Annotated in this window: 16 protein-coding genes; all 16 read left to right on the top strand. The window is 28.6% G+C overall.

Annotated elements, in window-relative coordinates; genetic code table 11:
* Nucleotides 1-8 precede the first annotated feature (8 nt).
* The 16 genes from GXK56_RS02060 to GXK56_RS01995 all read left to right on the top strand — a co-directional run bounded on the left by GXK56_RS02060 (nucleotide 9) and on the right by GXK56_RS01995 (nucleotide 13,526).
* Nucleotides 9-857 (top strand): SagB/ThcOx family dehydrogenase, encoded by an 849-nt coding sequence (locus GXK56_RS02060; RefSeq protein WP_160684264.1) that lies wholly within the window; start codon nucleotides 9-11, stop codon nucleotides 855-857.
* Nucleotides 858-1,264: 407 nt separating this feature from the next.
* On the top strand, nucleotides 1,265-1,804 hold the full coding sequence (locus GXK56_RS02055; RefSeq protein WP_160684261.1) for a nitroreductase family protein: 540 nt from the start codon (nucleotides 1,265-1,267) through the stop codon (nucleotides 1,802-1,804).
* A 186-nt stretch (nucleotides 1,805-1,990) separates the two neighbouring features.
* The gene (locus GXK56_RS02050; protein WP_243155986.1) at nucleotides 1,991-2,713 is read left to right on the top strand and encodes a penicillin-binding transpeptidase domain-containing protein; all 723 of its coding nucleotides are present in this window, start codon (nucleotides 1,991-1,993) and stop codon (nucleotides 2,711-2,713) included.
* Nucleotides 2,714-2,746: 33 nt separating this feature from the next.
* Nucleotides 2,747-2,872, top strand: a complete 126-nt coding sequence (locus GXK56_RS28480; RefSeq protein WP_279283034.1) for a hypothetical protein — start codon at nucleotides 2,747-2,749, stop codon at nucleotides 2,870-2,872.
* 133 nt (nucleotides 2,873-3,005) lie between these two features.
* Nucleotides 3,006-3,350 (top strand): DUF1905 domain-containing protein, encoded by a 345-nt coding sequence (locus GXK56_RS28010; RefSeq protein ID WP_243155985.1) that lies wholly within the window; start codon nucleotides 3,006-3,008, stop codon nucleotides 3,348-3,350.
* Nucleotides 3,307-3,708, top strand: coding sequence for a hypothetical protein (locus GXK56_RS28005; protein WP_243155984.1), 402 nt, complete (start codon nucleotides 3,307-3,309; stop codon nucleotides 3,706-3,708). The genes GXK56_RS28010 and GXK56_RS28005 overlap by 44 nt, the downstream gene beginning before the upstream one ends.
* 232 nt (nucleotides 3,709-3,940) lie before the next feature.
* Nucleotides 3,941-4,648 (top strand): hypothetical protein, encoded by a 708-nt coding sequence (locus tag GXK56_RS02040; protein WP_160684258.1) that lies wholly within the window; start codon nucleotides 3,941-3,943, stop codon nucleotides 4,646-4,648.
* 19 nt (nucleotides 4,649-4,667) lie between these two features.
* Nucleotides 4,668-5,231, top strand: coding sequence for a flavodoxin family protein (locus tag GXK56_RS02035; RefSeq protein WP_160684255.1), 564 nt, complete (start codon nucleotides 4,668-4,670; stop codon nucleotides 5,229-5,231).
* A gap of 17 nt (nucleotides 5,232-5,248) precedes the next feature.
* Nucleotides 5,249-5,743 carry a hypothetical protein gene (locus GXK56_RS02030; protein ID WP_160684252.1) on the top strand — a complete coding sequence of 165 codons (495 nt, stop codon included), beginning with the start codon at nucleotides 5,249-5,251 and terminating at the stop codon, nucleotides 5,741-5,743.
* A gap of 489 nt (nucleotides 5,744-6,232) precedes the next feature.
* A complete protein-coding gene (locus tag GXK56_RS02025) occupies nucleotides 6,233-6,619 on the top strand; it encodes a VOC family protein (protein WP_160684249.1) in 387 nt (128 codons plus the stop codon).
* Between the two features lie 29 nt (nucleotides 6,620-6,648).
* Nucleotides 6,649-7,068, top strand: a complete 420-nt coding sequence (locus GXK56_RS02020; RefSeq protein ID WP_160684246.1) for a pyridoxamine 5'-phosphate oxidase family protein — start codon at nucleotides 6,649-6,651, stop codon at nucleotides 7,066-7,068.
* A 417-nt stretch (nucleotides 7,069-7,485) separates the two neighbouring features.
* Nucleotides 7,486-9,195, top strand: a complete 1,710-nt coding sequence (locus GXK56_RS02015; RefSeq protein ID WP_160684243.1) for a methyl-accepting chemotaxis protein — start codon at nucleotides 7,486-7,488, stop codon at nucleotides 9,193-9,195.
* A gap of 399 nt (nucleotides 9,196-9,594) precedes the next feature.
* Nucleotides 9,595-10,482: an NUDIX domain-containing protein gene (locus GXK56_RS02010; RefSeq protein ID WP_160684240.1), complete on the top strand. Its 888-nt coding sequence runs from the start codon at nucleotides 9,595-9,597 to the stop codon at nucleotides 10,480-10,482.
* A 20-nt stretch (nucleotides 10,483-10,502) separates the two neighbouring features.
* Entirely contained in the window at nucleotides 10,503-11,306 is an 804-nt protein-coding gene (locus tag GXK56_RS02005) for a ribose-phosphate pyrophosphokinase (protein ID WP_160684237.1), read from the top strand.
* A 116-nt stretch (nucleotides 11,307-11,422) separates the two neighbouring features.
* Complete coding sequence (locus GXK56_RS02000) at nucleotides 11,423-11,962, top strand: isochorismatase family cysteine hydrolase (protein ID WP_160684234.1); 540 nt, start codon at nucleotides 11,423-11,425, stop codon at nucleotides 11,960-11,962.
* Between the two features lie 94 nt (nucleotides 11,963-12,056).
* Nucleotides 12,057-13,526, top strand: coding sequence for a nicotinate phosphoribosyltransferase (locus GXK56_RS01995; protein WP_160684231.1), 1,470 nt, complete (start codon nucleotides 12,057-12,059; stop codon nucleotides 13,524-13,526).
* The last annotated feature ends 40 nt before the right edge of the window (nucleotides 13,527-13,566 follow it).

The raw sequence follows: 13,566 nt of genomic DNA, 5'->3' as shown, positions 1-13,566 counted from the left end.
GAAACAAAATGAATAAGTACCAAGAAAATAGAAATTTTATGAAATCCCAAATAAGTGACACTGATTATAAATTATCATCAGATATGTCACTTGGGGTTCCACAACCTCAATTTCAGAAAACTATTCCTGAAAATGCAGCAATTATAAACTTACCCGAAATCAATTCTGAAACAGCTCCTAAAGCAGATTTCTTTACCTGCACTTCAAGTAGAATTAGTAGAAGACAGTATTCAGCTGAGCCAATGTCAATATTGGAGTTGTCCTTTCTCTTATGGTGTACACAAGGGGTTAAAAAAGTAATAGGAGGATATCGGAGATATTTAAAAGATGGCTCGGGGAGAAATTATTTACGTCCAATAGCCGTGGCTGGAAATTCATATGAAACATATATTTCTATAACTAATGTTAAAGGGATTCAAAATGGAGTATGGAGATACTTACCATTATCACACCAAATTGTCTTTTTAAAAAGTGTTGAAAATTTGCAAGAAAGAATTTCTGATACATTTACAAATCCAAGTCAAAATCAAAGTTATACAGCTAAAGCTCCAGTTATTTTCTTCTGGGCATGTTCCCCATATAAAGGTGAATGGGCAGGTGGAGCAGCCTCGCATAAAAATATGCTTTTGGAATTAGGTTATATATCTCATCAATTATATTTAGCAGTTGAAGCTTTAGGATGTGGATGCTGTGCAATAGGAGGTTATTATCAGGAAAAAGCAGATGAGCTTATAGGAGTTGATGGCATAGATGAATTTACTGTTTTATGTTCCTCTGTTGGATATGCATTGCCTGAAGAGAGGAATTGGGTGGAAAGGTATCCAGATGCTCGTATAAATCCCGAGTTTTATAAATAAATAGATAGATAAGGAGCTTGATATTTCAATTACTATAGAAGAAAGCTATAAAGAGATACTTATATTTTAAGTTAGGAATGAACAAAATAATAGCAAATTGTAAGATTGGATTATTCTAGAAAATGAACAATTCAATTTTACAATTTATGCTATAATTAATTCGTAATGGTATATTTTTTTGATATCTAGTTTAGGTGTGTAGGGTCATTTTATGAAAATAATATAAAATACACCATTTATATGTTGACACGTGTGACAATTTGCATGGAAAGTAAAATATACAAAAGACAAATTGAACGAAATTATTATAAGTAAGATAATTAAGCTATAAAATTAAAAATTAATATGAAGAGATGAATTGGGTAGATTATAACGTACTAAAATAATCAAAATAGGGAGATAAATATATGCTTAAAGAAATTCAAATGCGTAGAAGCATAAGAAAATATATTGACAAGCAAGTTGAAAATGAAAAAATTACTGAATTACTGGAAAGTGCAAGATTGGCTCTATCAGGTAATAACACACAACCTTGGCATTATATAGTAGTAAAATCTGAAGAAATGAGACGAAAAGTAATGGAGGCTTCTCATAATCAAAAGTGGATGCTAACAGCACCTATTTTTATCGTATGTGTTGCAGATGTGCGTTGCAGAATAAAAGAAGATATAGATGTATATTTAGATGATAAAAGTCCACAAGATGAAGTGAAAAGAATAATTAGAGACACATCAATTTCAGCAGGATACATGTTGCTGGAAGCTACTAATTTAGGTCTTGGAGCTTGCTGGGTTGCAGAGTTTACACAAGAAGAAATTAGACCAGTTTTAAATATACCCCATGATAAATATGTAGTAGGAGTAATAACTGTTGGTTATTCTGACGAAACTCCTAAAGCACGTCCAAGAAAGAAAATTGAAGATATAGTGCATTATGAACTTTGGTAACTTGAATTTGAAATTTTTTTGTGTGAAATTTTAAAATGCTGTAACATGTAATGATGATTTAGCGTAGTAGAAAAGTAATGAAATCATATATTTTACATTCTCGCAAATATGGTATAATTTGTCTGACATGGAATGTATAAATATTTATATGATTTTATACTTGTATTTCAGGAAGGAAGATTTTAAATGAAAAAAATCGCTAATATTGTGTTAACGTGTATGATATGTATACAGATGATCGGTTGCAATAATCAAAATGCAAATTTAAATGACAAATTAGTTGATAATAAAGAGAGTAAAATAAATTCGGTTACTAGCGAAAATTATATAATAAAAGCTGTTGACTACAGTGAAGCATTTAGTGGTATTGAAGGGTGCGCAGTATTTTATAATAATGATAAAAAGGAATATCAAATTTATAATGAAGAAGAATGCAATAAAGAGGTGTCACCCTGTTCCTCATTTAAGATAATTTCAACATTAATCGGTCTCAAGAACGGAGTATTAGCTTCTTCTGACACAAAAAAGAGCTATAACGGAACTAAATATTCTATAGAAGCATGGAATAAAGATTTGAACTTAAAAGAGGCATTTCAAACATCATGTGTTTGGTATTTTAGATCTGTTATAGATAAAGTTGGTCAAGAAACTATGCAAGAGGAACTTAATAAAATTCATTATGGTAACTGTGATATAAGTGAATGGAAAGGTGGAAACATTAATTTATTGCCAGAATTAAATGGTTTTTGGTTAGAATCTTCTTTGAAAATTTCACCTAAAGAACAAGTAGAGGTTTTAACAAATATTTTTAACGGTAAAACTGATTTTTCTAACGAAACTATTGAAACTCTTAAAGAAATAATGTTAGTAGATAAAAATAACAATGTTTACATATACTGTAAAAAATGAACTGGGAGTAAAAATAATGCATGGTTTGTTGGAATGATTGAGAATGGAAGTGAAAGATATTTGTTTTCAGTTCATTTAAGTGGCGGCAAAGGTAATGACATATCTGCACAAAAGGCAAAAGAAATTGCACTTAAAATTATAAGTAAATATTATGAATAAATTTTATTTGTAAGATATAAATGAGGAGGCTATCAATATAAAATTATAGAAAAGTGAAAGTATTATATTTACAAAATATGTTATAATTAATGCATAATACTAAATTAATATACATAAAAAGGAGCATTAAGCAATGTCCGGACAGAGATTTGATTTTCTAGTAGATGATGAAAAGTTTTTAAAAGGTAGAACATTAATTGATTTACCATTTAATGTATGGGAAGTATTTGGAGTTAAAGGTGTTATTGCAGTTAAAACAGTAATAAATGGAGTTGAATTTAAGTTGAATCTTGTGCCAAGAGGAAAGGGAAATTATTCATTTTTTCTTAATAGTGTAATGAAAAAACATTTAAAAATTCAAAAAGGTACTTTATTAAATGTTTCAATAAATATTTTAGATAATAAAGTGAAGGAAGGAGTAGAAGTTGCGAGCAATGAAAAACCTACAAAAACCTACAAAAATCTATCGCAAAATTGACAAGATATCTTATGTTTCAGAGCCTACTAATGTAATGTGTGGTCAAGCATGTGTTGCAATGCTGGCAGGTATAGGTATTGATGAGGTAGCAAAAGTAATGGGGTCAAGAGGTCCTACAACAATAGGACAAATAATAGATGCGTTAGATTATTATAATATTAAGCACTCAGAAAAAAACATTAGATTATCAAAAAGGAATCCTCATTTCTCAGAAATAAGTATTCTCACAGTACATATGCCAACATATACTCACTGGATATTATACTATAAAGGCAAATTTTACGATCCAGAATTTGGCATGTTGGATGAATGCCATTCTGAAGGTAAAATTACATCTTTCCTTGAAATAATTGGATAGATAAGAACGAGTGTAAGAAAATGCTAGTATATATTATTTTGATAAACTCAATTAATTATAATGGTAGAGAATATATTACATCATATTGGAAAAATAAATAAGAGTAAAGTGAGGAATAAAAAATTATGGATATGAGACGAGTTTTATGTGGCTTGGCCAATATAATATTAATAATCGGAATAGTTTCATTGTTGCATTAATTTCGTAAAGGATGAAATAAAGGAAGAGAAATATGGCATTAAATAAATTATTTAACTTGAAAAATATTTATAATAGTAGAATTTCTAATTTAGTTCTCATTATTATTATTATTATTATGATTGTAATATTAGGGAATTGCTTTACAGGATGTGGCACTAAAAATACTAAGGAAATTAAAACAGCTAAAGAAGTAAGTAATAAAGATATGAATGATGTTATAAAAGCAATTAAAGAATCACAAATCGCCTGTTTTACTGAAATTATATATGCTTCGAAAAATGAAGTGATTTTTTATGGACCTAATGGTTTAATTGTTTATAATATAGGAAATAAACAAATTTATAGAGCAATAGACTTAAAATCTATTAATATGAATTATGTTCAAGGTGATACTGTTACTATCTTTAATGTAAATAAAGATGAGAGTAAGATCTTAATGTATAATAATTACGGAGATGATAAAAATATATACTTATATGATATAGAAAAAGATACCTTAGAAAAAACAGATAATAAAAAGTTTACACCTAATGATAATGCATCAAAATATTGTGAACTTGAAAAATTTGATGATGATTATATGATTGCTGGATCTAATTGTGTCCAAATTGATGATAGTAATATATGTTTTTTAATTTATCCTAAGGAATTGGATGGAAATAAAGGAACATCAGGGATGCAGATTGTTATATTAAATAAAGATACAAATAAAGCAGAAAGATATAATGTTTTTAGTTAACATAAAAGGAGAGAGATAAATGTCAAAAGTTGTTATTTTCAATGGTAGTCCAAGAAAGAATGGATATACTTCTAAATTATTAGTACAAGTTGCAAAAGGAGCTGAATCTAAAGGTGCTGAGATTATTGAATTTGATTTAAATGATTCTGGAATTCGTGGATGTCAAGGCTGTTATTATTGCCGTACTCATGACGGATGTGCTGTTAAAGATTATTTGCAGCCAATGTATGAAGCTATTAATGAAGCTGATGCAATTGTATTTGGTTCACCAATCTATTATTATCAAATTACAGGTCAAGCAAGAGTTTGGATAGATCGTACTTTTCCAATGATTGAGATGAGTGGACAAACTATTACACCTAGACATCCAGATAAAAAGTTAATAACTATATTTGTTCAAGGAAGCCCAGATCCTAAGGTAGGAGAAGCAGGTATTAAATTTGCTAATAATATTTTGGAGAAATATGGTTGGAGTTTAGAAGATACTATTCATTACTGTGGAACTAGTAATAATACTGATTTAGAAATGCTAGAGGAGTTGTTTTTGAGAGCATTTAAAGATGGGGAAAATTTGGTTGGATAAATTAAGGGGAGTTAAAGTTGAATATAAAGAATAAACTTGCATTAGCTATATGTATAGTATTTTTATTTAGCACTATTAGTGGTTGCAGAGTAAGCGATAATAAGAAAAATACATATGGAAGCACATATAACGATAATGAAAAGATTGCACAACAATCTGAGAGTCACACACATACAACATATAATATTAGTAATAATTCTAATAATAGTATAGAATTCCAATATGGTGGCTTTTTTGGAGTTGATACAATTTGGATTTTAAAATCAGTAGATGATGAGGAAATTACATTAGATTATGATTCAGATGTTAACAGCGGTGATTTTAAGGCTGTTTTGGTTAATCCAAAAGGAGAAATAGAAAATATATTAGAAGGAACAGATAAAGGCAATAAAACAATAAAGTTAACAAAAGGAGAGTATAGATTTAAACTGGTTGGAAATGATGCTAATGGAAAAGTAAAACTTTCAATTGCTCAAAACAAAAATGTTGAGATAAAAAGTGCATTAAAATAGATAATATACTAAAAATCGCATTATTCATGATTATATGAATTTGCGATTTTTTTAATCAAGTAGAGTCCTTGAAAAGGTAGGCTTTGTTAAAGAGGGTATTTTAAGAGAACGTAGTTATTTAAATGATGGTTGCCATGATATGATAATGTATTCTATCTTAAAGAAAGAATCTTGCTTTAGTCAAAAATAGATTAATATTTTAAAAGAACATTTGTATTGGTTCCTATTGAGGACTTAGACAGTTATCGCTTATGAATAATGGTAAAATTAAAAAACTTGTGAGAATGAAAGAATCTGTTTGGAAAATATTGTTTGACAAGCGAACTTACATTCGATAAAATATACATTAACTGGGTAAGTTAAGTACCATTTACATAATTGTGAGGAAAAATAAACGTAATTAATAGAAGTTATAAAGAAAAAATTATATTATATCAAATCAATGATTTGCAGTATTTCTTGCAATAATTATAAAAGGGAGGATTTTGTATGTTCAGATCAATAATTCAAATTTATACTAAGGGAAGTGATGAAGCTTTTAAGTTTTATAAAAAAGCTTTTGATGCCAAGATTGGATTTCAGGATGTAGACGAAAATGGCACAGTCATTCATAGGGAGCTTGATGTTTGCGGTCAGGCAATCGCAGTAGGTGAAGCTAATGATACTAATCAGTCAGGTGGAAATAGGAGAATTACTGGCAATACCATGCAGTTTTGTCTTCAGTTTGGTGAAGGGCAGGAGGAGAAGGTAAGAAAAGCATATGAAATCCTTGCAGAAAGCAGTGAAATAATTACGCCGTTTGGCGAATTGTTTTTTAGCCCATGCGGTGTGGAGCTAATTGATAAATACGGTGTCTGGTGGTGCCTTTTTGTTTAATATACACATTATAAATAGGAGGGGTAAAAATGAATGAAAAAATTATTTCAAAAGCTGGGAAAATTGTTGAACAAAATACTGGGGAAAGAAGTTATTGCGAATTGTCGCTTATTGATTTAGAGGGTTATCCGACAGTTTCAACCATCACAGCTTCCAAAGCAGATGGAATTAATTGGTTAACGTTCTGTACTGGAATTGGCAGTGATAAAGCTAATAGAATCAGAAAGTGTAATAGGGCAGGAGTTTGTTTTAATTCCGATGAGTATAATATAACACTCGTAGGTACAATTGATATAATTACTGATCCAGATGTGAAAAAAGAAATGTGGTATGGTGGTCTTTCTAATCATTTTAGTGATCCTCAAGATCCTAATTATTGTGTATTACGTTTTAAAACAGAACGCTATAACCTTTTGGTTGACTGGAAGGAAGTTAAGGGAAGATTATAAATATTTATACAAAAGGACATTTCAATTATTATAAAAATTGCAGTTATTAAGTTAACTGCATTTTTTTGACTATTTTTTCTAAGAATATCAAAGTTATGAAGGTTTTTACATAATTTTATAGAATATTATATCAATATGTATTTTTGAGGAGTTTAAGGAAGTATTAATATGAGAGGAATGGGAGGTTTGTTTTAGAGGAATGTAATTATATTACATATTTTTAGAAAAAATAAAAATGAAAAGTATGTAAATAAGCTACCAAAAGATAAACGAAAATATGAGGGGATAGAGGGCGAAAAATGTTAGTATAATATAATTTTTGCCTATAATACTTACTATAATTTATTTAGCTCTTTAGAAATAATATTAAAATAATTTGGTAAAGAATTAATTTAAGTAAAAATTGGAGGGATGAAAATGCTTAAATCTATAAAAGGTAAGTTAATAACATTAATGACATTTTTAATTTTAGCAATGATTTCTTTGGGAATATACTCTATCAATAACTTAAATAAAGTAAACCAAATCTCAACAGATATAACAGAAGACTATATTCCTGGGATAATTCAATCTGGAAATATTAATACAATGACATCTGATTATAGAATTTTAGAATATGAGCATATAATTTCAACAGATAAAAATGAAATGAGTCAAAAAGAAAAAGACATGGAAGCTAAAAATAATCAAATCAGTAAGGAAATGACTTTATATGAAAAAAGTTTTCATAGTTCAGAAGACAAAAAATTGTTTGAAACTTTTAAAGCTGATTGGAATGAATATTTAAAAATACATGAAAAGGTAATAACTCTAAGTAGAGAACTCAAAAGTGAAGAAGCAATGAAAATAATGAATAGTGATTCAAAAAAACTTTTTGATACAGCATCAGATTCATTATTAAAATTAGTTGAGTATGATCAAAAAGTTTCAAATGATTATAGTAAACAAGGAGATGAAACGTACCTAAGAGTTAAATATATATCTATAATTGTAATAATAGCTTTAGCATCTGTTTCAATCATAGTTGCATTTATATTAATAAAACAAATAGTTGACTCATTAAGTAGTATCAAAAAAGAACTTGATGATCTTGCTGAAAGAGGAGGAGATTTAACAAAGGACATTAAAGTTAAATCAAAAGATGAAATCGCAGGGTTAGCAAGCAGTTTAAATAAATTTTTATCTAATTTAAGATATATAATTAAGGGTGTTAATGATAGCACTGAAAATGTAATAACTATAAATAATGATATAAATAATAAAATTAATGAATTATCAAAGAGTATAGAAGAGGTTTCAGCTAATACTGAAAATATAGCCGCTGGAATGGAAGAGACAGCTGCATCTTCTGAAGAAATGTTAGCAACTTCTCATGAAATTGAAAAGGCAGTGTCTGGAATTTCAGATAAAATCCAAGATGGATTAATTTCAGTAGAAGGAATACAAAAAAGTGCTGTTGATGTAAAAAAACAAACGCTTAAATCCCAAGAAACTGCTGAAAATATATTTAGGGAAACACAAAGTAGCCTTGAAAAAGCAATCGACAATTCACAGGTTGTAGCCAGAATTAGTATATTATCTCAATCTATAATAGAAATAGCAGCTCAAACAGATTTATTAGCATTAAATGCAGCCATAGAAGCAGCAAGAGCAGGAGATGCAGGTAGAGGCTTTGCAGTTGTTGCAGAAGAAGTAAGGAAGTTAGCTGAAGAATCTAAGAATATAGTTTCTGAAATTAATAATGTTACTCAAAAGGTTACTGATTCAGTAAAAGATCTATCAGATAATTCATCAAAATTATTAAAATACATTTCAACAAATGTAAATGATGATTATAAATCTATGATTGACGTATCTAATAAATATAACAGTGATGCACAATTTGTAAATAATTTAGTAACTGACTTTAGTGCAACATCAGAAGAACTTCTAGCATCTATACAAGATATACTAAAAACAATAGACCAAGTTACAGAAGCGTCAAATGATGGAGCAGAAGGAACCACACAAATTGCATCTAAAGTAATAGATATAAAAGAAAAAACAAATGCTGTAATTTCTAATGTACAAAATTCAAAAGAAAGCACAAATAAGTTAATTACTGAAATATCAAAATTTAAATTTTAAATATTTTTTATAAGTACAAAATATTAATCCAGTTTTTATAAGATATAATTAGGATAAAAGTATAGAAATAACTCAGTTAAATCTATACTTTTATTTTGCGTTACGAAAGAACCAGTGTCTGATAATGTTCATGGTCACTAATTCTAATGAATATATATGATGACTGTTATTATATGAATCTAATCTTCATAGTTCCATATAAAATAAAAAATTTTATATGGAACTATTTACAAATCGAAACATATAGTATAATATAAATACATAATATCAATTTGATAATATCTAAGTGATAGAAAGTAACTCGTTAGAATAATAAATTATTAATGCAAAATCCAATATATAGAAGTAATATAGAGTATACAAAGGAATATAATTATTTTTGCGATAGAGGTGAAGGTTTTGTGTAAAAAAAAGATTATTAATGATGAAGAAGAATTTTTAAAGCAATATAATCCTGAGATTTTTGATAGGCCAAGTGTTACAAATGATGTAATAATATTTACGACAGATGATATAAAAGAAGAAAATTCACGTAAGGTTCCTAAAAAGGGATTACAGGTGCTGCTTATTAAGAGAGATGATTATCCAGCTAAAGGAAAATGGGCTATTCCAGGAGGATTTGTAAATACTAGCGAAAGTTTGGAAGCTGGAGCAATAAGAAAATTAAAAGAGGAAACAGGAATTGATAATGTTTATATTGAACAATTATATACCTTTGGAGAAGTTAGTAGAGATCCTAGAACACGAGTTATAAGTGTTGGAAATGTAGCTTTAATATCAAAAGATAGAATTAACTTTAATAAAGATGATTCTGTTAAGGAAACTAAATGGTTTTGGATAGAAAAAAAATTAATTAAAACAGAAGATGATGAAAAATATATAGTAAGAAAATACTTATTAATATTTGAAGCTGAAGATATAAAAGTAAATTATGAGGTTACAGAAAAAATTGAAAAAAGTATTTTAAGAAGAAAAGATATTTCTTATAAGTATTTAGAGGATAGTACTGAGGAGTTAGCTTTTGATCATTATGAAATAATTGACTATGCAATTGATAGAATTCGAAATAAAGTTGAATATACACCAATAGCTTTGAATTTACTTCCAAGATTGTTCACAGTTAAAGAACTTCAAAATGTATATGAAGCAATTATGGGAAGAGAAATATTAAATTTTAGAAGAAAAATGGAAAATATGATTGTAGAAACAGATGAAACAATAGAAGGAAAGCCATTTAGACCTGCAAAAGTATTTAAGTTTAATGAAAAATGGGAACATAATTTTTAATTGAGAAAGAGGGGGAGAAAATGATTTATTTAAATGAAGAAAAGGTAGAGGTAAAAAAATTTCCTAATGGTGAGAGCTTAATAAATAGTGAAAATTTGAATATTAAGATGATTGAAGTGAATAAAATAAAATTTAAATTTGAAAATGATGAGGATATTACACATTTGATTTTTTTAAAAGGACATTTAGATGGATTAAATACAAAGTGTAGTTTAGAAATTTTATATATGCCATATAGTAGAATGGATAGAACAGAAGGAATGACTGTGTTTACATTAAAGCATTTGTGCAGATTAATAAATTCCTTAGCATTTGAAGAAGTATTAATTTATGAACCTCATTCAGATGTATGTGTTGCATTGCTTGATAGAGTGAAAATTATAAATATGACAAAAGTTTTGACAGAGAAATTGTTAAGTGAAATTGATGGAAATAAAGATGACTTATACATTATTTATCCAGATGCAGGTGCTGCAAAAAGATATGGAAAGCAAATAAAATATGAGAAAGTATTAACTGCAAACAAAGAAAGGGATTTTAAAACAGGTTATATTAAAAAACTTGAAATTAATGGAGAAGTATCAAGGAAGGAATTTAGAGCTATAATTTCAGATGATTTATGTTCTAAAGGCGGTACATTTATATTAACAGCTCAAAAGCTAAAAGAAATGGGTGCGGTTGAAATATATTTAGTTGTAGCTCATTGTGAAGATACCATATTTGACGGAGATATATTAACAACTGATTTAATTACTAAGGTATATACAACGAATAGTATTTTATCAAAGGAACATGAAAAGTTTGATATTATGAAGGTTATTTAAGTTTAAGAAGAAAATTAATGTTTAAGTTTCCTATGGAATCAATGAATTAGAGAGATAGGAGATTAGAATTATCAATAACTAATTGGTAAAATAAAAGAAAATTGGAGGAGAGTATTATGAATAAATTATTAGTTGTAATAGATTATCAAAAGGATTTTGTTGATGGAGCCTTAGGATTTAAAAAAGCCGAAACTTTAGAAGATGGAATATATAATAAGGTAAAAAAATATTTAGATAATGGCCATAAAGTAGTATTTACCTATGACACTCATTATGAAAATTATTTAGAAACTAGAGAAGGAAAGAGCTTACCAGTACCACACTGTTATATAAATACTGAAGGGTATAAGCTTTATGGTAAGCTAAAGGAATTTGTAGGTGTAGAAAATACTTATCATTATAATAAAGAAGCATTTGGAATTTCACCTAAAGGTATGCTTAAGCTAGTTGATGATATTGGAATGGATATTGATGAAATAGAACTAGTTGGAGTTGTGACAAATATGTGCGTAATAAGCAATGTTGTTACATTTCAAGCTCAATATATAAATGCTGAGTTAAGTGTCGATGGAACTCTTTGCGCAAGCTTTGATGATAGTTTGCATGATAAGGCTTTAGATGTAATTGAAGCTTTAAGTGTTAAGGTTACACGATAAAAAGTGAAATATCCAATATTTCCCAGGGGTCAGTCCCCCTTTTAAGGGAGACTGACCCCTGGGGAGATTTTCCATATCGAGAGGAGAGATATAGATGATAGATCCGTTATTATTAACAGATTTTTATAAAACAATACATCATATGTGTTATGCACCAGGTTTAACAAAGCTGGTAAGTTATTGGACACCTAGAATGTCTAGAAAAGAAAATATGAATAAGGTTGTTATGTTTGGTCTGCAATCTTTTATGAAAAAATACTTAATTGAATATTTTAATGAAAATTTCTTTAAGGTTCCTAAAGAGGAAATTATAAGAGAATATAAAAGAGTGATTTCTAATACATTAGGGAAAATGGCAGCAGACACAGTGCATATAGAAAAACTACATGATTTAGGATATCTTCCAATTCAAATTAAGGCTGTGTCAGAAGGAACAAGAGTTAATATTAAGACTCCAATGATAGAAATTACAAATACTCATGACGAATTTGCTTGGCTTGTAAATTATCTTGAAACCTTTATGAGCTGCAATATATGGCAGCCTATGACAAGCGCTACTATTGCTTATAGATATAGAGAAATAATTGAAAAGTATTTTGATTTAACTGTTGAAAACGGAGATGTTACTAAAGCTTGTGGTGACTTTAGTATGAGAGGTTTTAGCTCAATAGAAAGTGCTGAGGTCAGCAGTGCTGGACATTTACTTTCATTTACTGGAACTGCTACAATTTCATCTATTCTTTATTTAGAAAAATATTATAACTGCAATGTTGAGAACGAAATTGTAGGACTTGGGAATCCATCTACTGAACATAGTGTTATGTGCACTTATGGAACTGATGAGCTTAAAGCATATAAAAGATTAGTTACTGAAATATTCCCAAATGGAATTTTAAGTATTGTTTCTGATACTTATGATTATTGGAATCTTATAACTAATATCCTTCCTATATTAAAAAAAGACATTTTAAATAGAGATGGAAAGATTGTTATTAGAGGGGATAGCGGAGATCCTATTAAAATAATATGTGGAGATAATGAAGCAGAAAAAGATTCTCCAGCCTATAAGGGAACTGTTGAACTTCTTTGGGAGATATTTGGCGGAGAAGTAAATTCAAAAGGATATAAAGTTCTTGATTCCCATATTGGAACAATTTATGGAGATAGCATAACTGTAGAAAGATGTGAAGAAATCTGCAGACAATTAGCTGAAAAAGGCTTTGCAGTAAGCAATTGTGTCTTTGGAATTGGATCATATACTTATCAATATAATACTCGTGATACTTTTGGTTTTGCACTTAAAGCTACTCATGCAGTCATAAATGGAAAAGAAAAGTTTATATTCAAAGATCCAAAAACTGATACAGGAAACTTTAAAAAATCCCAAAAGGGTATGTGTTATGTATATAAAGAGGGGGATGATGTTCTTTATAAGGATGAACTTACTATTAAAGAGCAAGAGGAAAGTACAGATAATTTATTAGAAGTTGTATTTAAGGATGGAAAGTTAATTCGCGATTACTCATTAAAAGAAATTAGAGATAGATTACACTATGGGAAATAGTAACCATTATAAGGTATTTGAATGGAGTATTTACATTTGC

Origin of the sequence: Clostridium sp. C2-6-12 (assembly GCF_009928485.1) — a bacterium.
Taxonomy (GTDB): domain Bacteria; phylum Bacillota; class Clostridia; order Clostridiales; family Clostridiaceae; genus Clostridium.
This window is presented reverse-complemented; position numbering and strand designations above follow the sequence as displayed.

Excerpts from the sequence above, each read along its gene's own strand:
- GXK56_RS02055 (WP_160684261.1), top strand. The coding sequence starts at position 1,265 with ATGCTTAAAGAAATTCAAATGCGTAGAAGCATAAGAAAATATATTGAC.
- GXK56_RS02040 (WP_160684258.1), top strand. The coding sequence starts at position 3,941 with ATGGCATTAAATAAATTATTTAACTTGAAAAATATTTATAATAGTAGA.
- GXK56_RS28005 (WP_243155984.1), top strand. The coding sequence starts at position 3,307 with ATGAAAAACCTACAAAAACCTACAAAAATCTATCGCAAAATTGACAAG.
- GXK56_RS02035 (WP_160684255.1), top strand. The coding sequence starts at position 4,668 with ATGTCAAAAGTTGTTATTTTCAATGGTAGTCCAAGAAAGAATGGATAT.
- GXK56_RS28010 (WP_243155985.1), top strand. The coding sequence starts at position 3,006 with ATGTCCGGACAGAGATTTGATTTTCTAGTAGATGATGAAAAGTTTTTA.
- GXK56_RS02050 (WP_243155986.1), top strand. The coding sequence starts at position 1,991 with ATGAAAAAAATCGCTAATATTGTGTTAACGTGTATGATATGTATACAG.
- GXK56_RS02060 (WP_160684264.1), top strand. The coding sequence starts at position 9 with ATGAATAAGTACCAAGAAAATAGAAATTTTATGAAATCCCAAATAAGT.
- GXK56_RS02020 (WP_160684246.1), top strand. The coding sequence starts at position 6,649 with ATGAATGAAAAAATTATTTCAAAAGCTGGGAAAATTGTTGAACAAAAT.
- GXK56_RS02005 (WP_160684237.1), top strand. The coding sequence starts at position 10,503 with ATGATTTATTTAAATGAAGAAAAGGTAGAGGTAAAAAAATTTCCTAAT.
- GXK56_RS02015 (WP_160684243.1), top strand. The coding sequence starts at position 7,486 with ATGCTTAAATCTATAAAAGGTAAGTTAATAACATTAATGACATTTTTA.
- GXK56_RS02025 (WP_160684249.1), top strand. The coding sequence starts at position 6,233 with ATGTTCAGATCAATAATTCAAATTTATACTAAGGGAAGTGATGAAGCT.
- GXK56_RS02000 (WP_160684234.1), top strand. The coding sequence starts at position 11,423 with ATGAATAAATTATTAGTTGTAATAGATTATCAAAAGGATTTTGTTGAT.
- GXK56_RS01995 (WP_160684231.1), top strand. The coding sequence starts at position 12,057 with ATGATAGATCCGTTATTATTAACAGATTTTTATAAAACAATACATCAT.
- GXK56_RS28480 (WP_279283034.1), top strand. The coding sequence starts at position 2,747 with ATGATTGAGAATGGAAGTGAAAGATATTTGTTTTCAGTTCATTTAAGT.